General features: G+C 67.4%; 20 protein-coding genes. 9 read left to right on the plus strand and 11 right to left on the minus strand.

Features of this window, described 5'->3' with window-relative positions:
- Positions 1-483: 483 nt before the first annotated feature.
- The 8 genes from aldA to pedF form a co-directional block, all read right to left on the minus strand.
- A complete protein-coding gene (gene aldA / locus BM060_RS24585; protein ID WP_074983969.1) occupies positions 484-1,920 on the minus strand; it encodes an aldehyde dehydrogenase in 1,437 nt (478 codons plus the stop codon).
- Between the two features lie 23 nt (positions 1,921-1,943).
- A complete protein-coding gene (locus BM060_RS24590) occupies positions 1,944-4,130 on the minus strand; it encodes a PQQ-dependent dehydrogenase, methanol/ethanol family (RefSeq protein WP_074983971.1) in 2,187 nt (728 codons plus the stop codon).
- A 656-nt stretch (positions 4,131-4,786) separates the two neighbouring features.
- Positions 4,787-6,307 (minus strand): acetaldehyde dehydrogenase ExaC, encoded by a 1,521-nt coding sequence (gene exaC, locus BM060_RS24595; RefSeq protein WP_043315552.1) that lies wholly within the window; start codon positions 6,305-6,307, stop codon positions 4,787-4,789.
- 475 nt (positions 6,308-6,782) lie between these two features.
- The gene (locus BM060_RS24600) at positions 6,783-8,561 is read right to left on the minus strand and encodes a methanol/ethanol family PQQ-dependent dehydrogenase (protein ID WP_074983974.1); all 1,779 of its coding nucleotides are present in this window, start codon (positions 8,559-8,561) and stop codon (positions 6,783-6,785) included.
- Between the two features lie 382 nt (positions 8,562-8,943).
- Positions 8,944-9,873: a quinoprotein relay system zinc metallohydrolase 1 gene (locus BM060_RS24605; RefSeq protein ID WP_074983977.1), complete on the minus strand. Its 930-nt coding sequence runs from the start codon at positions 9,871-9,873 to the stop codon at positions 8,944-8,946.
- Positions 9,874-9,900: 27 nt separating this feature from the next.
- Positions 9,901-10,647 carry a quinoprotein dehydrogenase-associated SoxYZ-like carrier gene (locus BM060_RS24610; protein WP_074983979.1) on the minus strand — a complete coding sequence of 249 codons (747 nt, stop codon included), beginning with the start codon at positions 10,645-10,647 and terminating at the stop codon, positions 9,901-9,903.
- 14 nt (positions 10,648-10,661) lie between these two features.
- Positions 10,662-11,543, minus strand: coding sequence for a substrate-binding periplasmic protein (locus BM060_RS24615; protein ID WP_074983981.1), 882 nt, complete (start codon positions 11,541-11,543; stop codon positions 10,662-10,664).
- Positions 11,544-11,550: 7 nt separating this feature from the next.
- Entirely contained in the window at positions 11,551-11,988 is a 438-nt protein-coding gene (gene pedF, locus BM060_RS24620; protein WP_009622924.1) for a cytochrome c-550 PedF, read from the minus strand.
- 314 nt (positions 11,989-12,302) lie between these two features.
- Here pedF and exaA point away from each other — a divergent pair, with 314 nt between their 5' ends.
- On the plus strand, positions 12,303-14,174 hold the full coding sequence (gene exaA, locus BM060_RS24625) for a quinoprotein ethanol dehydrogenase (RefSeq protein ID WP_074983983.1): 1,872 nt from the start codon (positions 12,303-12,305) through the stop codon (positions 14,172-14,174).
- Positions 14,175-14,227: 53 nt separating this feature from the next.
- A complete protein-coding gene (locus tag BM060_RS24630; RefSeq protein ID WP_074983985.1) occupies positions 14,228-14,887 on the plus strand; it encodes a pentapeptide repeat-containing protein in 660 nt (219 codons plus the stop codon).
- Positions 14,888-15,062: 175 nt separating this feature from the next.
- Here the strand turns inward: BM060_RS24630 and BM060_RS32630 are convergent, their stop codons facing one another.
- The 3 genes from BM060_RS32630 to BM060_RS24640 form a co-directional block, all read right to left on the minus strand.
- The gene (locus BM060_RS32630; RefSeq protein ID WP_135500001.1) at positions 15,063-15,350 is read right to left on the minus strand and encodes a hypothetical protein; all 288 of its coding nucleotides are present in this window, start codon (positions 15,348-15,350) and stop codon (positions 15,063-15,065) included.
- A 12-nt stretch (positions 15,351-15,362) separates the two neighbouring features.
- The gene (locus tag BM060_RS32635; protein ID WP_135500000.1) at positions 15,363-16,148 is read right to left on the minus strand and encodes a hypothetical protein; all 786 of its coding nucleotides are present in this window, start codon (positions 16,146-16,148) and stop codon (positions 15,363-15,365) included.
- A gap of 1,370 nt (positions 16,149-17,518) precedes the next feature.
- A complete protein-coding gene (locus BM060_RS24640) occupies positions 17,519-18,211 on the minus strand; it encodes a Crp/Fnr family transcriptional regulator (protein WP_074983987.1) in 693 nt (230 codons plus the stop codon).
- Between the two features lie 109 nt (positions 18,212-18,320).
- Here BM060_RS24640 and BM060_RS24645 point away from each other — a divergent pair, with 109 nt between their 5' ends.
- From BM060_RS24645 to BM060_RS24675, 7 genes are all read left to right on the plus strand, one after another.
- Positions 18,321-20,438 (plus strand): TonB-dependent receptor, encoded by a 2,118-nt coding sequence (locus tag BM060_RS24645; RefSeq protein WP_074984071.1) that lies wholly within the window; start codon positions 18,321-18,323, stop codon positions 20,436-20,438.
- Positions 20,438-21,505, plus strand: a complete 1,068-nt coding sequence (locus BM060_RS24650) for an ABC transporter substrate-binding protein (protein ID WP_083426840.1) — start codon at positions 20,438-20,440, stop codon at positions 21,503-21,505. Before BM060_RS24645 ends, BM060_RS24650 begins: the two co-directional genes overlap by 1 nt.
- Positions 21,502-22,518: a FecCD family ABC transporter permease gene (locus BM060_RS24655; RefSeq protein ID WP_074983990.1), complete on the plus strand. Its 1,017-nt coding sequence runs from the start codon at positions 21,502-21,504 to the stop codon at positions 22,516-22,518. The genes BM060_RS24650 and BM060_RS24655 overlap by 4 nt, the downstream gene beginning before the upstream one ends.
- On the plus strand, positions 22,511-23,287 hold the full coding sequence (locus tag BM060_RS24660; RefSeq protein WP_074983992.1) for an ABC transporter ATP-binding protein: 777 nt from the start codon (positions 22,511-22,513) through the stop codon (positions 23,285-23,287). Before BM060_RS24655 ends, BM060_RS24660 begins: the two co-directional genes overlap by 8 nt.
- The gene (locus tag BM060_RS24665) at positions 23,284-23,910 is read left to right on the plus strand and encodes a hypothetical protein (protein ID WP_074983994.1); all 627 of its coding nucleotides are present in this window, start codon (positions 23,284-23,286) and stop codon (positions 23,908-23,910) included. The genes BM060_RS24660 and BM060_RS24665 overlap by 4 nt, the downstream gene beginning before the upstream one ends.
- 4 nt (positions 23,911-23,914) lie before the next feature.
- Entirely contained in the window at positions 23,915-24,535 is a 621-nt protein-coding gene (locus BM060_RS24670; RefSeq protein WP_074983996.1) for a hypothetical protein, read from the plus strand.
- A gap of 349 nt (positions 24,536-24,884) precedes the next feature.
- Positions 24,885-25,574, plus strand: coding sequence for a GNAT family N-acetyltransferase (locus BM060_RS24675; protein WP_074983999.1), 690 nt, complete (start codon positions 24,885-24,887; stop codon positions 25,572-25,574).
- The last annotated feature ends 291 nt before the right edge of the window (positions 25,575-25,865 follow it).

The raw sequence follows: 25,865 nt of genomic DNA on the forward strand, positions 1-25,865 counted from the left end.
GCACCGCGTTTGTTCGCGAGCAAGCTCGCTCCTACGAAGAGCACCTCGGCGCAGTCCCGTAGGATGGATTGAGCGAAGCGATACCCATCGCCACGACTCTGCGCTCGGACTCTCGCGGGCATGGCCCGTTTCCCACATCACCGGCTGGCGGCGTTTTTCGTAGGAGCGAGCTTGCTCGCGAACCGCATGACACCGTGTTTGTTCGCGAGCAAGCTCGCTCCTACGAAGAGCAACTCGGCACAGTCCCGTAGGATGGGTTGAGCGAAGTGATACCCATCGCCACGACTCTGCGCTCGGGCTGTCACAGGCATGGCCCGTTTCCCACATCACCGACTGGCGGCGTTTTTTGTAGGAGCGAGCTTGCTCGCGAACCGCATGACACCGTGTTTGTTCGCGAGCAAGCTCGCTCCTACGAAGAGCAGTTCGGCGCAGGGAAAAAGGGGCGGCGCGCGCCTGGCAAGCACGCGCCGCCCAAGGAGGCACCTATTCCTGCACGTACACCACGTGGGTATGGGTGTACTCGTACAGCCCGTGCTTGCCGTCGGCGCCGCCGATGCCGGACTTGCGCGTGCCGGCGTGGAAGCCCTGCATGGCCTCGAAGTTCTCGCGGTTGATGTACGTCTCGCCGAAGTCCAGCTCGCGGCTGGCCTTGAGCGCGGCGCCCAGGTCGCGGGTGTAGATGGACGAGGTCAGGCCGTACTCGCTGGCGTTGGCCTGCGCGATGGCCTCGTCCAGGTCGTCCACCACCTGGATCGGCAGCACCGGGCCGAAGATTTCCTTGCGCATGATCTCCATCTCGCCCGAGCAGCCGGCCAGCACCGTGGGCTGGTAGTGGAAGCCACGGCCGAGGTCGGCCACGGCGCCGCCGGTGATCACCTGGGCGCCCTGGCCCTGGGCCGTGCGGACCATCTGCGCGACCTTGTCCAGGCCGGCCTGGTTGACCAGCGGGCCCATGTCCAGATCGGCCTGGGTGCCCGGGTCGCCATAGCGGGTGGCGGCCATGGCGGCGGCGACCTTCTCGATGAAGGCGTCGGCCACCCGGCGCTGCACGTACACGCGCTCGGCGCAGTTGCACACCTGCCCGCTGTTGATCACCCGCGAGGCCTTGATGGCGTTCACCGCCAGGTCCAGGTCGGCGTCGGCCAGGACGATGGCCGGCGCCTTGCCGCCCAGCTCCAGGTTCAGCTTGGTGATGTTCGGCGCCGCCGCGGCCATGATCCGCGAGCCGGTGGCCACCGAGCCGGTGAAGCTGATCAGGTCCACCCCAGCGTGGCCGGTCAGCGCCTGCCCGGCCCCGCCGCCGGTGCCGCCGACCACGTTGAACACGCCGCGCGGCAGGTCGGTCTCGGCCACCAGGGCGGCGAACTCGAAGCAGTTGATCGGGGTTTCCTCGCTGGGCTTGACGACGATGGTGTTGCCGGTCAGCAGCGCCGGCGCCATCTTCCGCGCGATGAGGAAGAACGGGAAGTTCCACGGCAGGATGCCGGCCACCACGCCCAGCGGCTTGCGCAGCAGGAAGATGTGCTCGCCGGCGCGGTCGCTGGTCAGCACCTCGCCTTCCAGGCGCCTCGCCCACTCGGCCATGTAGTCCAGGTAGTCGGCGGTGAAGGCCACTTCCACCTCGGCCAGCGCCGGCACCTTGCCCTGCTCGGCGGTGATGATGCGCGCCAGGCGCTCGGCGTTGGCGCGGACCTTCCCGGCGATGCGCCGCAGGTAGCCGGCGCGCTCGATGGCGGGCTTGGCCGCCCAGCCCTTCTGGGCCATGCGCGCCGCGCCCAAGGCGGCGTCCACCTGCTCGGCGCTGGCCTCGGGGACGCGCGCCAGCAGCTCGCCGTTGGCCGGGTTGCGCACCTCGATCAGCGCCTCGCCGGCGACGAAGCGGTTGTCGATGTAGTGCTGGTAGGTCGTGACGTCGGTCATCGGGGTTCTCCTGTGGGGGTCGATCACTTGCCGGCGGTCTTCTGCGCGGCGGCCAGCTGTTCCTGGAGGTCGTAGGCGCGCTTGATCAGGTACTGGTGCACCGCCTCGGCCTGCTGCAGGTCGAGGTGGCCCTGGAACGACGGCATGCCGTCGGGGATGCGCCCGCCGTAGACGATGCCGAGGAAGCGCTGGTGGTTCTCGGCGCTGAGGGTGCGCAGGTCGGGCAGTACGCCGCCGCTGATGGCGTTGATGCCGTGGCACTGCGAGCAGCTGGCGTTGAACAGCTCACGGCCCTGGTCGATCTGCGCGGTGGTGCCGGTCAGCTTCGGCGGCTCGGGCTTGCGTCCGGCCCACTTGTACTTGGCCTCGGGCAGCCTGGCGCTGCCGCCGAGCTTGTAGGTCAGCACCTGGGCGTTGGGCTTGACCCCGGCGCGCAGCGACAGGGCGCCGGCGAAGGTGGAGAAGGCGCCGCCCCAGCCGGCCATGAAGGTCACGTACTGCTCGCCGTCCACCTCGTAGGTCACCGGCGCGGCCATCACCCCGGTGTTGGCCGGCGATTCCCAGAGCTTCTTCCCGCTGTCGGCGGCGTAGGCCACCACGCGGCCGTCGGCGGTGCCCTCGAACACCAGGTTGCCGGCGGTGCTCAGGGTGCCGCCGTTGAAGATGGTGCTGTAGGGCACTTCCCAGGCGGCCTTCTGCTTGAGCGGGTCCCAGGCGATCAGCTTGCCGGACCAGCTGTCGGCGACCTTGCGCAGGCCCTCCGGGTCCTCGGGCATCATCCCGGTGTTGACGTCCAGCTGGTAGATGCTCTTGAACTTCGAGCGCGGCGGCGCGCCCTCCACGTCCTGGTAGTAGGCCGACATGATGTGCGCCGGGATGTACACCAGGCCGGTGGCCGGGTTGTAGGACATCGGCTGCCAGTCGTGGGCGCCCCAGAACGCCGGCTGGATCAGCAGCGCCTTGCGCTCGGGGTCCTTCCAGTAGGCCGCGGCCTTGTCGTCGACGATGGGCCGGCCGGTCTTCATGTCGATGCCCTTGGCCCAGTTCACCGGGATGATGTTCTTCGCCGAGAGCAGCTCGCCGGTGGCGCGGTCGATGACGTAGAAGAAGCCGTTCTTCGGCGACTGCATCAGCACCTTGCGCACCTTCCCGTCGATGGGCAGGTCGGCCAGCATGATGTGCGCGGTGGCGGTGAAGTCCCAGGCGTCGCCCGGGGTGGTCTGGTAGTGCCAGACGTACTCGCCGTTGTCCGGGTTGATGGCGACGATGGACGAGAGGAACAGGTTGTCGCCCTTGCCCTCGCTGCGGATGCGCGGGTTCCACGAGGAGGCGTTGCCCACGCCGATGTACAGCAGGTTCAGCTCGGGGTCGTAGGACATGGAGTCCCACACGGTGCCGCCACCGCCCTGCTCGGGGTACTTGTCGCCGAACCAGGTCTTGCTGGCGATCTCCATGGCCTTGTTCTCCGGCGCCTGCTTGGGGTCGCCGGGCACGGTGAAGAAGCGCCAGTCCTGCTTGCCGGTCTCGGCGTCGTAGGCGGTGATGTAGCCGCGCACGCCGAACTCGGCGCCGCCGTTGCCGATGATCACCTTGCCCTTCACGATGCGCGGCGCGCCGGTGATGGTGATGCTGCGCGAGGGGTCGGTGCGGGTGTCGACGCTCCACACGCGCTTGCCGGTCCTGGCGTCGATGGCCTCCAGGCGGCCATCCAGCACGCCGACGTAGACCTTGCCCTTCCACACCGCCACGCCGCGGTTCACCGCGTCGCAGCAGGCCTCGCCGGCGCGGCTGCGGTCGGACTGCGGGTCGTACTTCCACAGCAGCTTGCCGTTGCGCGCGTCCAGCGCGTAGACGATGGAGAACGGCCCGGTGGTGTACATCACCCCGTCGACCACGATGGGCGTGGCCTCCACGCCGCGGTCGATGTCCAGCTTGTAGCTCCAGGCCAGGCCGAGCTTGTCGACGTTGCCCTGGTCGATCTGCTTGAGCGGGCTGTAGCGCTGCTCGTCGTAGGTGCGCCCGGTGCTCATCCAGTTGCCCGGCTCCTGGTCGGCGGCGGCGATGCGCGCGCCATCGACGTCGGCCGGGGCATCGGCGGCATGCAGGGGTGGGCAGAGGCCGGCCAGCAGGGCGGCGGCGAGTGCGCTGCGGCGCAGGCGCGCGGTGGGATGCGGGTGGGCGTCAGGCAAGGTGAGGCCGGTCGAGCTCATGGAGGGTCTCCGATTCTTGTTGGTGCCACGGATCGGACGCCGTGGCTTGGAGAGGGCTTGAGCAATGGCTGTGCCAAGGGGCGGGGGAATGGCTGTGGGGCAGGAATGGTGGGGGTTTCGGGGGGATCGGTGGTGGTGGCTGGAGGTGGGTGGGGCGCTACAGGTGTTGCGGGTGGGTGGGGCAGGTGTTGCGGGGGTGGGACGGTTTTTTTGGGGGTGGTGCCTCCCGGATATCGTGGTGTTCGCGTCCGGCTCCGCTCCCTCTCCCCAGCCCTCTCCCTGAAGGGAGAGGGGGCTTGTCCGTGCCGAGAGAAGGCATGGTTTCAGCCGGCAACTCGGTACAAGCCGGCTAACGCGGAAACATCAGCACACGCCGAATGGTCCCCTCTCCCTTCAGGGAGAGGGTTAGGGAGAGGGAACGGCCTCAGCACTTGCACCACTGCAACCGGGAGGCCCTTTAGAAACAAAAAAACGCGGCCAAAGCCGCGCTCGACAGCCCCGCCGCGCCCGGAAGTGGGAGGGGCGCACGGGTCGCCCACGCTCGGGCGCATCGAAAAAAGGTGGCCCGGTGGAGCGCCGGGCGCGGGTGTTGAACACGCTTGCCGGAACCAGCCCGCGCCCCGGATGGGGACGGGCGCGCGGGCGGCCGGTCTACCTCAGAAGAACCCCAGCGGGTTGACGTCGTAGCTCACCAGCAGGTTCTTGGTCTGCTGGTAGTGGTCGAGCATCATCTTGTGCGTCTCGCGGCCGACGCCGGACTTCTTGTAGCCACCGAACGCGGCGTGCGCCGGGTACAGGTGGTAGCAGTTGGTCCATACGCGGCCGGCCTTGATGCCGCGGCCCATGCGCCAGGCGCGGTTGATGTCGCGGGTCCAGACGCCGGCGCCCAGGCCGAACTCGGTGTCGTTGGCAATCGCCAGGGCCTCGGCCTCGTCCTTGAAGGTGGTCACGCCGACCACCGGGCCGAAGATTTCCTCCTGGAACACGCGCATGCCGTTGTGGCCCTTCAGCAGCGTGGGCTGGATGTAGTAGCCGCTGGCGAGGTCGCCGGACAGGCGCTCGCTCTGGCCGCCGGCCAGCAGCTGGGCGCCTTCGTTCTGGGCGATGTCCAGGTACGACAGGATCTTCTCGTACTGCTGCTGCGAGGCCTGGGCGCCGACCATGGTCTCGGTGTCCAGCGGGTTGCCGCGCTTGATCTGGGCGATCTTCTTCTGCACCTCGGCCATGAACGGCTCGAAGATCGACTCCTGCACCAGCGCCCGCGACGGGCAGGTGCACACCTCGCCCTGGTTGAAGAAGGCCAGCACCAGGCCCTCGGCGGCCTTCTCGATGAAGCTCGGCTCGGCGCGCATGATGTCGTCGAAGAAGATGTTCGGGCTCTTGCCGCCCAGCTCCACGGTGGACGGGATGATGTTCTCCGCCGCGCAGTGGAGGATGTGCGCGCCCACCGGGGTGGAGCCGGTGAAGGCGATCTTGGCGATGCGCTTGCTGGTGGCCAGCGCCTGCCCCGCTTCCTTGCCGAAGCCCTGGACGATGTTCAGCACGCCCGGCGGCAGCAGGTCGTTGACGATCTCGGCCAGCAGCATGATCGACAGAGGCGTCTGCTCGGCCGGCTTGAGCACCACGCAGTTGCCGGCGGCCAGGGCCGGGGCGAGTTTCCAGGCGGCCATCAGCAGCGGGAAGTTCCACGGGATGATCTGCCCGACCACGCCCAGCGGCTCGTGGATGTGGTAGGCCACGGTGCTGTCGTTGATCTCGGCGGCGCCGCCTTCCTGGGCGCGGATGCAGCCGGCGAAGTAGCGGAAGTGGTCGGCGGCCAGGGGCACGTCGGCGTTCAGCGTCTCGCGCACGGCCTTGCCGTTGTCCCAGGTCTCGGCCACGGCCAGTTGTTCCAGGTGCTGCTCGATGCGGTCGGCGATCTTCAGCAGGACCAGCGAGCGCTCCTGCACCGAAGTGCGGCCCCAGGCATCGGCGGCGGCATGGGCGGCGTCCAGCGCGCGCTCCACGTCCTCGGCGGTGGAACGGGGGAATTCGGCGATCGGCTGGCCGTTCACCGGGGAAGTGTTGGTGAAGTACTGGCCGAGCACCGGCGGCACGAACTCACCGCCAATGTAGTTGCCGTAGCGCGGCTTGAGGGTGACGACGGCACCGGGGGTTCCGGGTGGGGCGTAGATCATGGCGAAGCTCTCCTGTGGCGTCCCGGCGCACCAAGCCCGGGCCTTGCGGCGATCTTAGGCAGCGCCCGCGCCGGCCAGGAATGCGCCCATGGGCGTGGGGGGGTAGTTATTTGGTAGTAGAGGGGGGTGTTCGTGGGGGCGAGCTTGCTTGCGAATGGAGTCTGCCGGCGATTCCAGTGCAGGCTCGAATCTCGCCCCCTCTCCCCAGCCCTCTCCCTGAAGGGAGAGGGGGCTTGTCCGTGCCGAGAGAGGACTTGGTGTCAGCCGGCCACTCGGTGCAAGCCGGCTAACGCCGAAGCATCAGCGCACGCCGAACGGTCCCCTCTCCCTTCAGGGAGAGGGTTAGGGAGAGGGAACGGCGTCCGTGCTTGCACCACAGCCGCCGGGAGACACCGTTCGCGAGCAAGCTCGCTCCTACGAAAAGCAAAAAGCAAAGGGCCGGCACCAGCCAGCCCCCTGCCCTACCCCTGCGAACTCAACGCTTGCTCACCAGGTCCTTCGGCAGCTTGAAGGTCCAGATCATCCCGCCCTGGTCCAGGTCCTTGATGCGCTTGGCCACCTCGCCGCCCCACAGCGGCACGGCGCCGCCCCAGCCGGAGAGCACGGTGACGTACTGCTCGCCGTCCATCTCCCAGGTGATCGGCGAGGCGATCACGCCCGAGCCGGTGTTGAACTCGTAGAGCTTCTTGCCGCTCTTGGCGTCGAAGGCCATCAGGTAGCCCTCGGGGTTGCCGGTGAACACCAGGTTGCCGTGGGTGGCCAGCACGCCGCCCCACAGCGGCGCGTAGTTCTCGTAGCGCCACACCTGCTTGCCGGTCTTCGGGTCGATGGCGCGCAGCACGCCGATGTACTTCTCGTTCAGCGGCTTGATGGTGAAGCCGGCGCCCAGGTAGGCCGCGCCCTTCTTGTAGGTCACGTGCTCGTTCCACATGTCCATGCCCCACTCGTTGGAGGGCACGTAGAACAGGCCGGTGTCCTGGCTGTAGGCCATGGGCATCCAGTTCTTGCCGCCAAGGAAGGACGGCGAGACGAACACCGAGTTGCCCTTGGCGCCCTCGCCCGGCGCGCCGGGGCGGTGGGCGTCGTCGTAGATCGGCCGGCCGTTCGGGTCCAGGCCCTTGGCCCAGGTGACCTTGTCGACGAAGGGGAAGCCGCGGATGAACTTGCCGTTGGTGCGGTCCAGCACGTAGAAGAAGCCGTTGCGGTCGGCGGTGGCCGCGGCCTTGATGGTCTTGCCGGCATCCTTGTAGTCGAAGGACACCAGCTCGTTCACGCCGTCGAAGTCCCAGCCGTCGTGGGGGGTGGTCTGGAAGTGCCACTTGATCGAGCCGTCCTCCGGGTTCAGCGCCAGGCGCGAGGAGGAGAACAGGTTGTCGCCCGGGCGCAGGTGCGAGTTCCACGGCGACGGGTTGCCGGTGCCGATGAACAGCGAGTCGGTGCTCGGGTCGTAGTAGCCGCCCAGCCAGGGCGCGGCGCCGCCGGTCTTCCACAGGTCGCCCGGCCAGGTCTTGCCGGCCTCGCCGCCGGAGATGCCGTTCTCGATGGCCTTGCCGTCCTTGTACACGTAGCCCATGTGGCCTTCGACGGTCGGGCGGCTCCACAGCAGCTCGCCGTTAGTGGGGTCGTACGCCTCGATCTTGCCGACCACGCCGAACTCGCCGCCGGCCACCCCGGTGATCAGCTTGCCCTTGGCGATCAGCGGCGCGGCGGAGATGGAGTAGCCGGCCTTGTAGTCGGCCACGGTCTTCTTCCACACCACCTTGCCGGTGTCCTTGTTCAGCGCCACCAGCTTGGCGTCCAGGGTGCCGAAGATCACCAGGTCGCCGTACAGCGCCACGCCGCGGTTGATCACGTCGCAGCAGGGCATGATGCCGTCGGGCAGGCGCGCGTCGTACTGCCAGAGCTTGCGCCCGGTGCGCGCGTCCACGGCGAACACCCGCGAGTAGGAGGCGCTGACGTACATCACCCCGTCCTTGACCAGCGGCTGGGCCTGCTGGCCGCGCTGCTTCTCGCCGCCGAACGACAGCGCCCACACCGGGCGCAGTTCCTTGACGTTGCCGCTGTTGAGGGTCTTCAGCGGGCTGAAGCGCTGGCCCTGCTGGTTGATGCCGTTGACCACGATCTGGTCGGTGCGCTTGGCGCTGTCGCTGATGTCCTGGTCGGTAACCGCGGCCTGGGCGCCCAGGCTGGCCAGGGCGAGTGCGGCGAAGAGCGCGCTGCGCGCGAAGGAAGGGGTGGGACCTGCATGTCTCATTGCGGCTACCTCTGCGGATTTGTTGTTGTACCCGGGAAGTTTTCCCGGTCTGCCGCAGATTCTTGGCCCGGTGCGGTGGGCCAACAATTGACCGCTTTGCCGAATTCCCTAGTTCCTTGGTAGCAATACCCGGCTTTGTGATCGCTGTTTTCTGGATTCCCGCGAACGCGGGAACCCAATAGACAACTCCGTGACGTGCGGAAGACCTGTAGGAGCGGGCCCTGCCCGCGATTCGCGCGCAGGGCGCGCTCCTACATGGGAACGGCCACGCGGCCCGTTACAGGTGAACACGGCCTTTCGTAGGAGCGAGCTTGCTCGCGAACATGCCCCGCTGCGGAATCGGTTCGCGAGCGAGCTCGCTCCTACGAAGAGCCGGGGCGGCTCACTGCTGGTCGATACGCGGCAACGCCTGCTGTTCGTAGCGCGGGTACAGGTGGGTGACGCTGCGGATCAGCTCGTAGCGCGTCAGGCTGATGCCGGCGAAGCGTTCGGGGATGGGGGTGCGCAGCAAGTCGTTCATGTCCGCGCCTTCGCGGGTGCCTTCGCGCATCACGCTGTCGAGCCAGCCGAGGTAGTCGCGCATCTGGGCGAAGGGCCTGGCGTCGGTGGCGATGGGCCCGTGGCCGGGGACGATCAGCTTCCAGGGCAGCGCCTGCAGGGTATCGAGATCGGCCAGCCAGACATCCAGCCCCGGGCTGTTGGGCGTGGTCAAAGCGCGCTCGTAGAACACCAGGTCACCGGCGAACAACACCCCGCTGGTCTCGTCGAGGATCGCCAGGTCCGCCCCGGTGTGCCCGCGCAGGCCGAGCAGACGGAAACGGTGCGTGCCGACCTGCAGCTCGCCCGGCTCCACCGTCTGCGTCGGCAGCACCACCTCGGTGCCGCGCATCCAGTCGCCCACCAGGCGGTACATGTTCTCCGCCATGGCGTTGCCCTGCTCCTTCAGCAGCTTGCTGGTGCCGGCCAGGGCGCCGATGGGCACGTCGGCGAAGGCCTGGTTGCCCAGCACGTGGTCGGGGTGGTGGTGGGTCAGCAGCACCTGCTTCACAGGCTTGCCGGTGGTCTGCTGGATCACCGCGCGCAGCGCCTCGCCGTAGCGCCGCGAGGGGCCGGTGTCGATCACCAGGATGCCGTCGCCGGTGTCGACGAAGGCGACGTTGACGATGTTGCCGCCGTTGTCCTTGGCGAAGTTGTCGGTGCTGCCCTCCACCAGCCAGGTGCCCTCGGCGATCTGCCGGGGTTGCAGGTGGTACTGCAGGTCGGCGAGGACCTGGGTGCAGAGCAGCAGCAGGAAGGTCAGCAGGTAACGCATGGGCACCTCGCGGGCGGGCCGGCCGCCTCAGAGGGCGGCCTCGAATTCGTTGCCGTTGTTGTCGTGCAGGAACAGCTTCGCGTGGGGGTGGCCGCGCAGTTCGAAGCTGAAGCTGGGGTTCTCGCTCACCGCCGGGAACAGGTCCAGGCGCGCCAGCACCTCGCCCTCGGGCGTGCGCAGCTCGGCGTGGTCGAGGTAGAACTCGGGGATGCCGCCGACCAGGCCGTTGTCCATCGGGTGGTCCACCTTCAGCCGCAGCCGGGTGTTCGGCCCGCGCGAGAAAGCCCCGCCATGCACCTGGCCCAGGCGCTGTTCCCAGCCGGCCTGGGCGCGCACCACGCTGGGCGCGGTGCAGCCGCCGCCGGCGGCGTCGATCCAGGCCGAGCCCACGTGCCACACGCCATCTTCACCACGCAGCGCGGCGCGGATGGCGGTGGCCTGCTCGATGCGGATGCGCACCGCCAGCAGCGCCTCCAGGTCCTTGCCCGGGTAGAGCGTCAGCACGTGGGGGATGGGGTTCAGCTCGGCCCACAGCACCAGGCGCTCGAAGCGCCCGGGCAGTTGCCGCGCGTCCACCTCCACCGGCACCTGCCGCGCGTCCTCGGCGAAGGGCGGCACGCCCAGCTTCACCCGCTCGTCGAAGACGAAGGGCTCGCCGCCGAGCAGGCGTTTGTGGTGGTAGTCCCACATCACCGAGGGCACCGGGTCGCCCTCCACCGCCGCGGCCAGCAGCGGCAGGCCGCACAGGCCCAACAGCAGGCTACGTCTATGCATCCCTCCTCCTCGTGCTATTGCACGTCCTGGTACAGCCCCGGCAACTCGTAGCGCACGCCGTAGCCGGCGTAGAGCCTGGCCAGCTCGCCGCTGCGCACCAGTTCCTCCAGCTCGCCGTCGAGGGCGTTGGACAGTTGGCGGTTGCTCTCGTGCACCGCCATGCCGATGTCCCAGTCCGGCTGGCCGAGGCTGGGGTAGGTATTCTCGGCGTTCTTCAGCTGGTCGTCGTGGGCCTGGGCGCGCATCCAGTCCAGCTCGCCGCGCAGCGCCATCACCGCGTCCACCTTGCCGGCGCGCATGGCGTCGAAGGCCACCTGGGTGCTGGGGAAGTGCACGGTCATGGCGCTGAGCTGGCCGCCCAGCACCGAGGTCAGGTAGAACGAGGGCACGCTGTCCAGTTCCACGCCGATGCGGTGCTCGCGGAACGCCGCGATGGTGTCCACCTGCGGCAGCCGGCGGGCGTCGTTGACCACCTGCCAGCGCTCGCGCTGGTAGGGGCCGAACATCACCACCTGGTCGTTGGCCAGCTCGCCGACGTCGTTGCGCTTGTTCGAATAGTCGCGGTCGTAGGGCACCCGCAGCATCACGTCGGCGACCACGCCCGGGCGCAGGTAGTGGCCCTTCCAGATGAAGTTGCGCAGGTCGTCGTCCAGGCGCTCGCCAGGAATCACCCAGAGGAACTCCGCGCGCAGCCCCAGGCCCTGGGCCAGGCGCGTGGCCAGGTCGACGTCGATGCCGTGGGGCTGGCCGTCCTGCATGAAGCTGTAGGGCGGGAAGTTCTGGTAGACCGCCACCCGCAACACGCCGGAAGCGACCATGTCTTCGTAGGGCCGGACCTTGGCCTCGGCCTGCCCCAGCAACAGGAGCAGGCCGCACAGCAGGCTGAGCAGGCGCATGGCGGCGTCACTCGTCCACGTGGACGCTTTCCAGGTAGCTGCGGATGGCCCACAGGCCTTCCTGGCTGATGAAGTCGGCCATCTTCGGCATGTACACGGCGCCGTCGCGCACCGCGCCGTTGATCACCCGCTCCTTGAACCACTCGTCGCCCTCGGCGCCCAGGTCGAGCTTGCGCAGGTCGGGGGCGATGCCGCCGGACTTGGCCTCCAGGCCATGGCAGCGCGCGCAGTTCTGGTTGTAGGCGGAGGAGCCGATCTCCACCGCCAGCTTGTGGTTGGCGTAGGGCTCGCGGTACGGGTTGGTGTCGCGCCACTCCTTGCCCAGGGGCTCCAGGCCCTTGGTATCCACCGCTTGCGGGGTCACGTTGCCATGGGCCAGGGCCAGGGCCGAGACGCTGAGGCCGGCCAGCACCAGCAGGCCGCGCAAGGAGTTCTTCTTGTTCATCACTTCATTCCTCTGGGGGTAGGACAAGGCACGGGCGCCACCGGGGGCGCTCCTCGACCATGTTAGGAAGCCCCGCCCCCGCCCCGAATGCTGCTTTGGATGCCCCCGCCTACTCCCTTCGTACTAGGGCGCAGGGCTGCCGCTCCAGGGCCTTCGGCAGCAAGCCCAAGTCATGCCCCGACCGGGAACTTGTCCCGGCCGATGCGGGAGCTTTTCCGTTTCCGCCACGGCCGCCGGCTCCCACCATGGAACCGCCGCGGCCCGAGCAGCGGCCCACCGTTTCTCGACCCAACATCAAAAACGGGAACCCGAAGATGACAACAAGAACCTCCCTCGCCTCTGCCGGCCCCCTGCGCCTCGCCCTGCACAGTCTGACCCTCGCCATCGCCCTGGGCGCCAGCGGCGCGGCGCTGGCCAAGGACGTCAGCTGGGACGACATCGCCAACGACCACAAGACCACCAGCGACGTGCTGCAGTACGGCATGGGCACCAACGCCCAGCGCTGGAGCCCGCTCAAGCAGGTCAACGCCGACAACGTGTTCAAGCTGACGCCGGCCTGGTCCTACTCCTTCGGCGACGAGAAGCAGCGCGGCCAGGAATCCCAGGCCATCGTCAGCGACGGGGTGATCTACGTCACCGCCTCCTACTCGCGGCTGTTCGCCCTCGACGCCAAGACCGGCAAGCGCCTGTGGACCTACAACCACCGCCTGCCCGACGACATCCGCCCGTGCTGCGACGTGGTCAACCGCGGCGCCGCCATCTACGGCGACAAGATCTTCTTCGGCACCCTCGACGCCTCGGTCGTGGCGCTGAACAAGAACACCGGCAAGGTGGTATGGAAGAAGAAGTTCGGCGAACACGGCGCCGGCTACACCATGACCGGCGCGCCGACCATCGTGAAGGACCAGAAGACCGGCAAGGTGCTGCTCATCCACGGCAGCTCGGGCGACGAGTTCGGCGTGGTCGGCCGCCTGTTCGCCCGCGACCCGGACACCGGCGAGGAAATCTGGATGCGGCCCTTCATCGAAGGCCACATGGGCCGCCTCAACGGCAAGGACAGCAGCGTCACCGGCAACGTCAAGGCGCCATCCTGGCCGGACGACCCCAGCTCGCCCACCGGCAAGGTCGAATCCTGGAACCACGGCGGCGGCGCGCCCTGGCAGAGCGCCAGCTTCGACGCCGAGACCAACACCATCATCGTCGGCGCCGGCAACCCCGGCCCGTGGAACACCTGGGCGCGCACCGCCAAGGGCGGCAACCCGCACGACTACGACAGCCTGTACACCTCAGGGCAAGTGGGCGTGGACCCGAGCACCGGCGAGGTGAAGTGGTTCTACCAGCACACCCCGAACGACGCCTGGGACTTCTCCGGCAACAACGAACTGGTGCTGTTCGACTACAAGGCCAAGGACGGCAAGATCGTCAAGGCCACCGCCCACGCCGACCGCAACGGCTTCTTCTACGTGGTCGACCGCAGCAACGGCAAGCTGCAGAACGCCTTCCCCTTCGTCGACAACATCACCTGGGCCAGCCACATCGACCTGAAGACCGGCCGCCCGGTCGAGCGTGAAGGCCAGCGCCCGCCGCTGCCGGAACCGGGGCAGAAGCACGGCAAGGCGGTGGAAGTCTCGCCGCCCTTCCTCGGCGGCAAGAACTGGAACCCCATGGCCTACAGCCAGGACACCGGCCTGTTCTACGTGCCGGCCAACCACTGGAAGGAGGACTACTGGACCGAGGAAGTCAGCTACACCAAGGGCAGCGCTTACCTGGGCATGGGCTTCCGCATCAAGCGCATGTACGACGACCACGTCGGCAGCCTGCGCGCCATGGACCCCACCAGCGGCAAGGTGGTGTGGGAACACAAGGAGCACCTGCCGCTGTGGGCCGGCGTGCTGGCCACCGCCGGCAACCTGGTGTTCACCGGCACCGGCGACGGCTTCCTCAAGGCCTTCGACGCGAAGAACGGCAAGGAACTGTGGAAGTTCCAGACCGGCAGCGGCATCGTCTCCCCGCCCATCACCTGGGAACAGGACGGCGAGCAGTACATCGGCGTGACCGTCGGCTACGGCGGCGCCGTGCCGCTGTGGGGCGGCGACATGGCCGACCTGACGCGCCCGGTGGCCCAGGGCGGATCCTTCTGGGTGTTCAAGCTGCCCAGCTGGGACAACAAGACCGCCAGCCGCTGAGCCCACCGACCGCGCCCCCTGGGGCGCGGTTTTCCATGCCCCGGGAGAAAGCCATGAAAACCACCACCCTGCTCGCCGCCCTGCTGCTGGCCGGCCTGGCCCACGCCAGCGACGAATCCGTCGACACCGACAACGACGCCACCGTCATCGCCCACTGCCGCATCGCCCCCGGCAGCCAATGCCCCGGCGCCGACCTGCGCGGCGCCGATCTGAAAGGCCAGGACCTCAGCCACATGAACCTCGCCGGCGCGGACCTTTCAGGCGCCGACCTGCGCCACGCCACCCTCGACCTGGCCAACCTGGAAAAAGCCAACCTGCGCGGCGCCAACCTCACCCGCGCCAGCCTGCAACAAGCCAACCTGCGCGCCGCCGACCTCTCCGGCGCCAGCCTGGTGGCCATCCAGGCCTGGGGCCTGTTCGCCCAGGGCGCCCAATGGCAAGGCGCCGACCTGACCGCCGCCTACCTCGAATTCGCCCGCCTGAGCGGCGGCAAACTGCACCAGGCCAACCTGCGCGCGGCGGATTTGGAGATGACCTGGTTGTCCCGCGCGGACCTCAAGGGAGCGGATTTGCGCGATGCGAATCTGCAGGAAGTGAAGCTGGCGGAGGCGAATCTGGAGGATGCGGATTTGCGGGGGAGCAAGCCGAGGTTCGGGAATTTCCAGGGGACGAATATGCAGGGGTGCAAGGGGTGTCCCGGCGGCTGGGATTGAGTACCTGGCACGGGGTGGCATGAACTGTAGGAGCGAGCTTGCTCGCGAATGGGATGTCCCGGGTAACGCGTAGGGCGCATAACACCCCAAGCGTTATCCGCCATCAGCCCCTGTACCGAGGCCACCGGCGGATAACCGCGAACGGTTATGCGCCCTACGAACCTAAAATGACATTTCACATTATATACAATGGCTTAAGGTAAAACGCTCCAGTAGGACTGCTCCCAACAATATTATTTCGATCATCCGGACTTAGAAAAGCCTCTCTGTCGCGATCAATATAGATACTTTCATAGACACCTTCATTTAAAAATCTTATACACTGCGCAGTGTCGTAATCCTTGTACGCACCATCACCGTTATACAACTCAGGGTGTACAAACAGACGCTGCTCGCCGCTCCCCGGTGCCCCACCCCTAGCGTCTTCCATAACTGCTGCATCCTTATCGTTCGCGTTACTCATAACATCTACCCCTTAGCATTTAGGTTTAAATGCAAACCCAACCAAACTCTCAACATCCTCTTGCAACATAGAAGCCTCCCCCTCCTTACCTCCATCTCCGAGCAGGCTGCAGTATTTGGCCTCTTCTCCAGACGCAGCAAAAGCCATTAAGCTCATCAATTTTTGAGACTTTATATCGCCCCCTCTACGGGGCTCTAATCTAGCGTCCAATTTCAAAATAGAAGCGCTCCTGGCTTTATTTATCTCGCGATAAACTGACACTCCATCCGATAGCAAGTCATAAGCCAGTGAGTAGTCAATATCCCTGCTCAAGAATTTGGAATAGCTTCTATAGGTAATTTTTGTCGCGATCTGCCTGGAATCCACCTCCATTTCGATAGGCCCGTTAAGGAAATCAATTGCAGACACAAAGCCAAAGCCTGGCTTGTAGAACCTTACTGTTTTGTGTTCCCCACCACTCGATCCACAAAACATAATATATTTCTGCATCTGCCCTGTTTCTGCGTATCGAACAGCCTTTACAGGAATATCTATTCTCTTAACTGGATAAGCGCCTTCCGTACACCCAGGTGACTGGCCATAATGAGTGAATGACAACAACTTTCCAGAGCTGTCTATAACTCTGACCTCTCCAGCATTGAGCATGAGAGCATTGTTACTATCGTTAACGGGCACGGAGCTGAATTCATATGTGACCCCGTCATCAGTTAATTTATAGCTACTCTCCCCTTGAGCGACTGAAACTCCAAGACCGAGAAAACCACTCATCACGACGCCAAGTGTCCACTTGCTGCTCATGCAACCACCTCTAAATTAGATATGACCACGCTGATTGACAGCTACGCCTATAGATAATTTCAGGACGAACCAAAGAGTGATTTCTCACTAGACGAATCCCAAGAGGGATTTTTCACTAGAGACGTGGTCGAACGCCTACCTTTCACCGCATGAGTGGCCGCCAGAGCAGAGCCTGCGCGCTCCTTGCGTCTTTGTAACAAATGGAAAAAGGGATAGATTTATTTTCCCGATTCTCAATGCCCGCTATTGGCAGATAACTGTCTGCCGCGAGGGGCTACCTTGGGTTGGAAGCCACCGTCACCAACGACTGCAATGCAAACCGCCTGTGCGGTCAGCCCTCCTTATCCTCCCTTTCAATTGACAGCCCCACGACAACTCCCTAACGTGGCCCGGCCGCCCAACAGGGCGGTTCGGGATTGGCGTCCCGACCCTGGATTCAGGTGCCTGAGCGAGTGTTCGGGCACTTAGCATGGCTACACCTGTGTTATGGGCGGGCCGTGCGGGGCATCTTCGGATGCGCCGGAACTCTAGGCCGGTACGCCAACCTGTACGGTCCGCCCTCCCTGCAGCCCAAGTTCCCATCCCCTCAAGAACACCGCCCCGTCGGAGCTTTACGACGCCGCCCAATCCCGCCAATCGGCCCTGGTCAACCTGCTGCGCCTGCTGGCCGGCGCGCCGGACCTGGGGGCGCCCGGCGAGGATGTGCTGGATGGCACTTTCAGTTCGCTGGAGTACCTGGCGGCCGATGCAGAGCGGTTGTATGCCTCGGCTGAGAAGGGCGGCCGGGCGTAGGGAACGTGATGCGAAGCGTCAGCCGCTGGTGGTGGGTGGCGCTTCGCTTCATATCGGTCCTGTAGGAGCAACTGGCCAGGCGGCACCGAGGCGCTCTTCGTAGGAGCGAGCTTGCTCGCGAATGGTGCCTCCCGGGGGTCGTTGGTGTTTGGATGAACCCCGTCCCCTCTCCCCAACCCTCTCCCTGAAGGGAGAGGGGGCCGTTCGGAGCGTTTGGCAAGCTCAGTGTCATCCTGATACGCCTAGCCGCGAACGCGGAAATCCAATAGACAGCCCCACACCTTGCCTCTTTGTAGGAGCGCGCCCTGCGCGCGAAATCGCGGGCAGGGCCCGCTCCTACAGGTTGACGCCGAACCTCCCGGCCATGCCGGACAGCCCCTCTCCCGCTTGCGGGAGAGGGGGCCGTTTGGAGCATTTGGCGAACTCAGTGTCATCCTGGTACGCCTAGCTATCCTCGTCATTCCCGCGAACGGCAGCCTCACACCGTGCCTCTTGTAGGAGCGCGCCCTGCGCGCGAATCGCGGACAAAGTCCGCTCCAGGTTGACGCCGAACCTCCCGGCCACGCCGGACAGCTCCCTCAACTCCGCGCCTGCGCCTCCAGCGCCTCGATCTCGGCGATCCGCCATTGCCGCCTTTTGCCCTCCAGCACACCCTGCCGCTGCCATTCGGCCAGCAGGCGGTTCAGGGTTTCTGCGCGCACGCCCAGCTTGGCGGCCAGTTGGCGCTGGCTCAGCGGCAGTTCGATGCTCTGCCCGGGGCGGCGTGGCAGGCGCAGCAGGTAGGTCGCCAGGCGTTGCGGCGCGTTGAAGCCGGCGAGGCTGTCGACGTCGTCGATCCTCGAACTCAGCGCCTGGCCGGCTATGTCCAGCATGTCCAGCGCCAGGGGCGGGTGTTCCAGGCAGGCGCGGCGCAGGTTCTCCCGGTGCAGGCGGCACAGCAGGCTGGGCATGGCCGCGCGGGTGCCCACCGGGTATTGGCGCTGCGGCATGAACATCACGATGGGCGCCAGCAACTGGCCGCGGCCCACGTGCTGGATCACCCGCTCCTCGCCGTCCATGCCGTAGCGCAGGGTGTCGATGCGGCCCTCCAGCACCACGTACCAGAACAGCGCCGGCTGGCCCTGGTTGAACACCGCCGCGCCCTCCTCCAGCGCGCACAGGCTGGCGTCCACCAGCAGGCTTTCGCGCAGCGCCTCCGGCTGCGCGCCCAGCAGCGGGTGGCCGGCGAGCAGTTCGCGGGCCAGCGCCAGACCATTCTTGACATTTCTCATTTGATACAAGCCCGCAAAGGTGGATTATTCGCAAATGATAATTCATGTCATTTACAGCGTGCAGCTCTTTTGCTAAGGGCGCACACCATCCTTGGGGGAGGCATTGATCGTGGTTCTGAAGTCCTATCGTGCAGTGTTGCTGGCACCGGCCCTGAGCGGCCTGTTCACCCTGAGCCCGCTGGCCCAGGCGGAAGACAATAAAGAGCTGGAAAGCCTGACGGTGACCGCCACCCGCTCCTCGGCGGCGGCCGAGGATTCGCCGCGCACCCTGACCGTGATCAGCGGCGAGCAGGTCCGCGAGCGCGTCGGCAGCGGCGGCATCCAGAGCCTGCTGGCGGAAATCCCCGGCATCGAGTTCGCCCGCAGCGGCGGCCTTGGCGGCCAGCTGGTGGTACGCGGCTTCAACAGCAACTCGGGGCGCTCGATCCTGGCCATCGACGGCGACCGCTACCGCGGCCGCAGCACCCTGGAATTCAACATGATCGACCCGGACTCGATCGAACGCATCGAGATCATCCGCGGCCCCGCCTCGGCGCTCTATGGCTCCGACGCCATGAACGGCGTGGTCAACATCGTCACCCGGCGGGCCAAGGTCGACCCATCGCAGAGCTTCGAACTGACGCCGAAGCTGCGCGCCCTGGAATGGAACAGCAGCAACAGCATGTTCGGCGGGCGCGCCGAGATGGTCGGTGGCGGCAACGGCTTCGACGTGCTGCTGGGCGTCAACCAGCGCAGCGCCAGCGACTACTCCACCCCCATCGGCGACGCCAGCAACAGCGGCTACAGCTCGCTCGGCGGCGACTTCGCCATCGGCTACAGCCCCGACAGCGACTCGCGCTGGGAACTCTCCGGGCGCTACCAGCGGGTGGTCAGCAAGCGCGCCGGCGGCCTCGGCGCGGCGCCGGGCGAGCCCTTCATGGACGTGCGCGAAGACCCGATCACCGAGCGCTACCTGCGCCTGGGCTACCAGAACTACAACGTCGGCGCCTGGGCCGACAGCCTGGACAGCAGCCTCTACGTGCGCGACTTCGAGACCGACATCTACCAGCGCAACAGCACCGCCGCCACGGTCGACGCCTTCGCCCACATCAAGGTCTACACCCCCACCGTCTGGGGCGGCCACCTGACCGCCATGAAGCAGCTGGGCGAACACAACCTCAGCTACGGCGGCGACTTCTTCAACGAGCGCTTCGACGGCCGCGAGAACAACGCCCGGCGCTACAACCGCAGCACCGGCGCGCTGCTCTCCGACAGCGGCTGGAATCAGATGGAGCGCGACTCCGAGCAGACCAACCTGGGCCTGTTCGTCAACGACGACTGGCGCTTCGACGAGCGCTGGTCGTTCACCGGCGCGCTGCGCGGCGACGTGGTCGACGTGGACATCGGCGACACCTTCGCCGGCGAGGCCGCGAGCCTGGCCAACGCCTACCGCGGCAACACCGACCAGCGCCACTACGCCGTCACCGGCAGCCTGGGCGCTGTGTACCGGCTGACCCCGGCCTGGCACCTGGTGGGCAACCTCAGCCGCGGCTTCCGCGCGCCCTCGGGCAACGAGCTGACCATCTCCAGCACCGCCGGCACCCAGCCGACGCTGCCCTCGCCGGACCTCGACCCGGAAACCAACGTCACCGCCGAGGCCGGCGTGCGCTGGTACGGCGAGCGCAGCCAGCTGAACCTCACCGCCTACCAGAGCAAGTACAAGGACCTGATCAGCCTGGTGCGCCTGGACTCCACCCTCTACCAGCGGCAGAACGTGTCCAAGGCCACCATCCGCGGCCTGGAGCTGGACGGCCGCACGCAACTGGCCGAGCGCTGGAGCCTGGGCTACGCCGCCACCCTGACCCGCGGCCGCGACGACAAGACCGACCAGGACCTGCCCTACATCGCCCCGCTCACCGGCAACCTCAAGCTGCGCTACGACACCGGCCACTGGTACGGCGAGGGTGTGGTGCGCGCCTACCAGGGCAAGCACCACATCGACGAGAAGCAGGAACGCGAGACCTCCAGCTACGCCATGGTCGACCTGTACGCCGGCATCGACCTGGACCGCGTGCTCGGCAACGGCTGGCAGGACTGGAAGCTAATGGGCGGGGTGGAAAACCTGTTCGACCGCGTGGGCCGCAACCCCACGGTGGCGGAGAACCTGGCCTACCCCAACGACCTGGTGGGCAACCCGCTGGTGGAGCCGGGCCGCGCCCTGGTGGTCAAGCTGTCGGTGGACTACTGATGCGGCGCCCCATCGCACTGCTGCTGGCCCTGCTCGGCGCCGCCCCGGCGCTGGCCGCCCAGGTCGTCGACCAGAGCGGCCGCAGCGTGGAACTGCCGGCGCGGGTCGAGCACCTGGTGGCCATCCCCATCCCGCTGGCGTCGATGATCATGGCCGTGGACGGCGGCCCGCAACGCCTGGCCGGGATGAACTCGGCCAGCCGCGCCGACTTCGAGCACGGCCTGCTCGGGCGCATGTATCCGCAGGCGCGGCAGGTGCCCTCGCAGGTGGCCGGCGAAGGCTTCGTGCCCAACGTCGAGGCGCTGGCCGCCACCGGCGCGGACCTGGTGTTCCAGTGGGGCGACCGCGGCGACGACATCGTCCGCCCGATCAGCGCGCTGGGCATCCCGGTGATCACCCTGCGCTACGGCGACAGCGCCCTGGCCGCCGGCTGGCTGCGGCTGGTCGGCGCCGCCCTCGGCAAGCCCGAGCGCGGCGAACGCCTGGCGCAGTGGTTCGAGGCGCGGCGCCAGGCCATCGCCATGCGTGCAGCGAGCATCCCCGCGGCGCAGCGGCCGCGGGTGCTCTACCTGCAGCGCACGCGCTCGGGGCTGATCGCCGCCGGCGCCGGCACCAGCATGGACGGCGACATCCGCCTGGCCGGGGGCAGCAACGTCGCCGCCGGCATCCCCGGCTTCGCCCCGGTGGACGTCGAGCAGTTGCTGGTGTGGGACCCGCAGGTGGTGCTGCTGAACAACTTCGAACCGGGCCTGGCCCCGGCCGAACTCTATGGCGACAGCCGCCTCGCCGGCCTGGCCGCGGTGCGCGAGCGGCGCGTCTACAGCTACCCCCACGGCGGCTTCCGCTGGGACCCGCCGAGCCAGGAAACGCCCCTGGCGCTGGACTGGCTGGCCAGCCTGTTCCACCCCGAACGGGCCGAACCCGGCCTGCGCCAGCGCATCACCGAGGCCTACCAGTTGCTCTACGGCTACGCCATGAGCCCGGCCGACCTCGACGACCTGCTCAAGCTCGCCGGCAACGGCGACAGCGCCCACTACCGCGCGCTGTTCGCCGGGGAGGCCCGATGAACCTGCGCCAACGCCTGGCCACGCCGCTGTTGCTGCTCGCCCTGCTGCTGGCCGCGGTGCTCGCCCTGGGTGCCGGGCGCTACGCCATCGAGCCCTGGACCGTGCTGCGCATCCTCTTCGCGCCGCTGTTCGGCGAAGGCGACTGGAACGCCATGCAGCAACGCGTGGTGGAAGGCGTGCGCCTGCCGCGGGTGCTGCTGGCGGCGGTGGTCGGCGCCGGCCTGGCCGGGGCCGGGGCGGCGCTGCAGGCGCTGTTCCGCAACCCGCTGGCCGAGCCGCAACTGCTCGGCGTGTCGTCCGGCGCGGCGTTCGGCGGCGTGCTGGCCTTCCTGCTCGCCGGCGACGGCTGGCCGGTGGTCACCGGCGCGCTGGTCTGGGGCCTGCTGGCGCTGCTGGCGGTCTACTGGCTGGCCGGCGGGCGCGGCAGCCGTGGCAGCAGTACGGTGCTGCTGGTGCTGGCCGGCATCGTGGTCAGCGCCGTGTTCGCCTCCGGCGTGTCGCTGATCAAGCTGGTGGCCGACCCGCAGAACCAGCTGCCGGCCATCGTCTTCTGGCTGATGGGCAGCCTGTCCGCGGCCGACACCGGCAAGCTGCTGATCGCCCTGCCCTGCATCGGCCTCAGCCTGGCCGTGCTCTACGGCCTGCGCTTCCACCTGATGGCGCTGTCGGTCGGCGACAGCGACGCGCGCAGCCTCGGCGTGCCGGTGCAGCGCGTGCGCCTGCTGGCCCTGCTCGCCGTCGGCGTGATCGCCGCCTCCAGCGTGGCGGTGTGCGGCGTGGTCGGCTGGGTCGGCCTGGTGGTGCCGCACCTGGTGCGCATGGGCTGCGGCAGCGACCACCGCGGCTTCCTGCTCAACACCGCGCTGGCCGGCGCCACCTACCTGATCCTGGTGGACACCCTGGCGCGCACCCTCACCCAGCTGGAAGTGCCCCTGGGCGTGCTCACCGCACTGCTCGGCGCACCGCTGTTCGCCTTCCTCATCCGCCGCCTGGGGGGAACCCTGCATGGCTGAAATCGCCCTGCGTTGCCACGACCTGTACCACGCCTACGACAGCCGCCCGCTGTTGCGCGGCCTCGACCTTGCGCTGCCGCGCGGCGCCCTTTGCGCGCTGCTGGGCGGCAACGGCGCCGGCAAGTCCACCCTGCTGAAAATCCTGGCCGGCAGCCTCGCGCCCAGCCGTGGCCACGTCGAACGCCGCGGCCGCCTGGGCTTCGTGCCCCAGGAAGTGCACCCGGCGCTGCCGATGAGCGCCCTGGAGATGGTCCTGCTCGGGCGCTCCGCGAGCATCTCCCTGTTGCGCGCCGCCGGCCGCGACGACTACGCCGCCGCCCACCGCGCCCTGGAGCGCGTGGAGGCGGCGCACCTGGCGGACCGCGCCTTCGCCTCGCTGTCCGGCGGCGAGCGCCAACTGGTGCTGCTGGCCCGCGCCCTGGCCGCCGAGGCCGACATCCTGCTGCTGGACGAACCCACCGCGGCCATGGACTGGCACAACCAGGCCCTGACCCTGCGCCTGCTGGCGGAACTGGCCGGCGCCGGCATCACCCTGGTGTTCAGCACCCACGCCCCGCAACACGCGCTGGAGTTCGCCAGCCACGCCCTGCTGCTGTTCAGCGAAGGCGCCCATGCCTTCGGCGAACCGGCGCAGGTGATGGACGAAACGGCGCTGTCGCGCCTGTACCGCATCCCCGTACGCCGGGTCCGCCTGGACGAGCTGCCGCAGAGCGGCACGGCGGTCCCGATCTTTTCCCAACTCCCACAGGAGAACCGTGAACAGCCATGAGCAGCATCCTCCACATCCGCGCCGTCTCCCATGAACTGCCGGCCTTCGCCGCGCGCCTGGAAGCGCTCGGCATCGACTCCCTGTCGCTGCGCCAGATGACCGACGAGCACTTCGCCGGGCGCAGCGCCATCCTCGTCGAGGGCCACGTCGACCAGCGCGCCCTCCTCGCCCACCGCGAAGCCCTGCGCCGCCACCTGGACGCCGGCGGCACCCTGGTGTTCAACGGCCACCTGGTCTACCCGATCTTCGACGGCCTGGCGGACTTCGTCGTGGCGCCACGGCGCGGCGTGAAGGAGCTGGAAGTGGAACGCGTGAACCCGCACCCGGTGTTCGACGGCGTGGACTGCCACGACCTCAGCTACCGCCGCGGCGTGGCCGGCTTCTACGCCCGCGGCGCCAACCCGCCGCCGCCCGGCGCCGTGGTGCTGCACCGCCTGCGCGTCGACGGCTCGCCCATCGACTGGGTATGGCAGCGGCCGGATGGCGGCCAGGTGTTCATGCACAGCGGCAACAACCTGTGGATGTACATCAACGACGACACCAGCGCGGCGCGCATCGCCCCGCAGCTGCTGGACTGGGTGCGCGCCGGCGCGCCCGCCGCCATCTACCAGGAACAGGAGTGAAAGCATGCGAATCGCCTTCGTCGACGGTGGCACCTACTACCACCACGCCACCTACAACGACCCGCAGCTGCGCCCCTACTTCCACAGCAACCTCTACGCCCCGGAGCTGCCCGGCGCCGACCTCGACGACATCGACTGCCTGTACGTCGCCAGCCGGCAGAACCCCGAGGACCTGATAGCCGCGCAAGACACCATCGCCGCCTTCCTCGCCGCCGGAAAGCTGGTGGTGGCCCTGGGCGAAAGCCGCGCCGACCTGTGGCTGCAAGGCGTGCGCTGGCGCCCCTGCGAAACCAACTTCTGGTGGTGGCTGCAACCTGGCGCCGACTCCGGCCTGCGCCTGGGCGCCGCCGACCACGGCCTGTTCGCCCACCTCGACCTGGCCGCCGCCACCTGGCACCGCCACGGCGAACTGCAGCCGCCGGAAGGCGCGATCTCCCTGGTGAACACCGTGGACGGCGGCTCGGTGCTCTACGACGACAGCGTCACCACGGCGGGGCGGATGATCGTCTCCACCCTGGACCCGTGCTACCACCACGGTAGCTACTTCATGCCGGCGACCACGCGCTTCCTGCATGGGTTCCTGCCATGGTTGAAGGCGGGGGCCAAGGTCAGACGGGAGGGTTGAGGCGACTGTCTCGCCGACTGCTCCGAGGTGCTCTTCGTAGGAGCGAGCTTGCTCGCGAATGAACCCCCGCGGCGGAATCTGTTCGCGAGCAAGCTCGCTCCTACGAGAAGCCAGAAGCCGTGCCCGCCCCACCACACCCACGCCATTCCCCCTGTAGGAGCGCGCCCTGCGCGCGAATCGCGGGCAGGGCCCGCTCCTACGACGGACCGGGCGTAGGGCGGATAACTCTTCGCGTTATCCGCCCTACGCGCTGAACTCCGCCGACGGCGGCAACGCTCGGCACGCATGGGCGCTACAATGGCGCCCGCGCCGATCTCCCCCGATCGGGCACGCCCGGAGCCAGCTTCAGATGTTCACCCTCGTAACCCTGGACGCACCGCCGCCCGAGTCCCTGAAGAATCAGGTTCTGCAAATGGTGGTGGACTACTTCAGCGACATCAGCCCGGTGCCGCTGACGCCCAGCAACCCGCTCTATCAGCTGTACCAGTACGTGATCGGCTACGAGGTGCACCTGTATCTGCAGGCCATGGACCGCGCCGTGGACAGCAGCGCGCGGTTGGTCCTGGCGCTGGACGACGAGGATCCCTCCCAGGTCTTGGGTTTTGCCCTGTACCTGCCGAGCCAGGATGATGCCCAGGCCTGCACGCTGGCCTACCTGGCCGTCACGGCCAGCCATCGCCGGCACGGCATCGCGCGGGCCATGCTGCGACAGGTGGCCGACCATCGGCCCCACGTCGAACTCGCCTGCACGGCGAGCAAGGTGCCGGCCTTCGAGTCGATGGGCTTTAAGGTCCTGGCCGCACAAGGGCCGCACGTACTGCTCAACACCCGCGATCACCGCTCCGACGGCATGGTCGCGGTGCAGGACCTGGCCCCGATCTACCAATCCAAGGAAGTGCGGCAGATCCACGCCTACCTGGTGCAGCAACACGGCCGGAAGGCCATGGCCGATGCCGAGAAAAAACGCGACCGCCTGCTTGACCAGATGGCCCATCAGGCCCAGGTGCTGGTGAAAGAGCGCTTCCCCACGCTGCACTGACAGCCAGCGGAAACGGATTCGGCTTTGAGTGTCTGCTAACGGCCCAGGCTGTGTGAAAACCTCCGGATCGGTCCAGTTGGTTAAAAAACAACCTGGATTTCGCGTTTCTACGCGGATTCTGGCTTGTGGCTGAACAGCCAAGCCTTTTCAGATTTCACGTAGGAACGCGCTCTTCGAAGAGCCGCTCGGGTTTTCACACAGCCTGGGCCGAAAGCAGACCTCGGTAATCGTCAGCTTCCGCCCCCATGGCAGCCATACCGCCGCGATGCCAAGCGCTAAGCCGGCTGATGC

This window comes from Pseudomonas citronellolis, assembly GCF_900112375.1.
Classification (GTDB): domain Bacteria; phylum Pseudomonadota; class Gammaproteobacteria; order Pseudomonadales; family Pseudomonadaceae; genus Pseudomonas; species Pseudomonas citronellolis.

Bases quoted from the DNA above. Each gene is read 5' to 3' on its own strand.
- aldA (WP_074983969.1), bottom strand. From the start codon at position 1,920: ATGACCGACGTCACGACCTACCAGCACTACATCGACAACCGCTTCGTC.
- BM060_RS24590 (WP_074983971.1), bottom strand. From the start codon at position 4,130: ATGAGCTCGACCGGCCTCACCTTGCCTGACGCCCACCCGCATCCCACC.
- exaC (WP_043315552.1), bottom strand. From the start codon at position 6,307: ATGATCTACGCCCCACCCGGAACCCCCGGTGCCGTCGTCACCCTCAAG.
- BM060_RS24600 (WP_074983974.1), bottom strand. From the start codon at position 8,561: ATGAGACATGCAGGTCCCACCCCTTCCTTCGCGCGCAGCGCGCTCTTC.
- BM060_RS24605 (WP_074983977.1), bottom strand. From the start codon at position 9,873: ATGCGTTACCTGCTGACCTTCCTGCTGCTGCTCTGCACCCAGGTCCTC.
- BM060_RS24610 (WP_074983979.1), bottom strand. From the start codon at position 10,647: ATGCATAGACGTAGCCTGCTGTTGGGCCTGTGCGGCCTGCCGCTGCTG.
- BM060_RS24615 (WP_074983981.1), bottom strand. From the start codon at position 11,543: ATGCGCCTGCTCAGCCTGCTGTGCGGCCTGCTCCTGTTGCTGGGGCAG.
- pedF (WP_009622924.1), bottom strand. From the start codon at position 11,988: ATGAACAAGAAGAACTCCTTGCGCGGCCTGCTGGTGCTGGCCGGCCTC.
- exaA (WP_074983983.1), top strand. From the start codon at position 12,303: ATGACAACAAGAACCTCCCTCGCCTCTGCCGGCCCCCTGCGCCTCGCC.
- BM060_RS24630 (WP_074983985.1), top strand. From the start codon at position 14,228: ATGAAAACCACCACCCTGCTCGCCGCCCTGCTGCTGGCCGGCCTGGCC.
- BM060_RS32630 (WP_135500001.1), bottom strand. From the start codon at position 15,350: ATGAGTAACGCGAACGATAAGGATGCAGCAGTTATGGAAGACGCTAGG.
- BM060_RS32635 (WP_135500000.1), bottom strand. From the start codon at position 16,148: ATGAGCAGCAAGTGGACACTTGGCGTCGTGATGAGTGGTTTTCTCGGT.
- BM060_RS24640 (WP_074983987.1), bottom strand. From the start codon at position 18,211: ATGAGAAATGTCAAGAATGGTCTGGCGCTGGCCCGCGAACTGCTCGCC.
- BM060_RS24650 (WP_083426840.1), top strand. From the start codon at position 20,438: ATGCGGCGCCCCATCGCACTGCTGCTGGCCCTGCTCGGCGCCGCCCCG.
- BM060_RS24655 (WP_074983990.1), top strand. From the start codon at position 21,502: ATGAACCTGCGCCAACGCCTGGCCACGCCGCTGTTGCTGCTCGCCCTG.
- BM060_RS24660 (WP_074983992.1), top strand. From the start codon at position 22,511: ATGGCTGAAATCGCCCTGCGTTGCCACGACCTGTACCACGCCTACGAC.
- BM060_RS24665 (WP_074983994.1), top strand. From the start codon at position 23,284: ATGAGCAGCATCCTCCACATCCGCGCCGTCTCCCATGAACTGCCGGCC.
- BM060_RS24670 (WP_074983996.1), top strand. From the start codon at position 23,915: ATGCGAATCGCCTTCGTCGACGGTGGCACCTACTACCACCACGCCACC.
- BM060_RS24675 (WP_074983999.1), top strand. From the start codon at position 24,885: ATGTTCACCCTCGTAACCCTGGACGCACCGCCGCCCGAGTCCCTGAAG.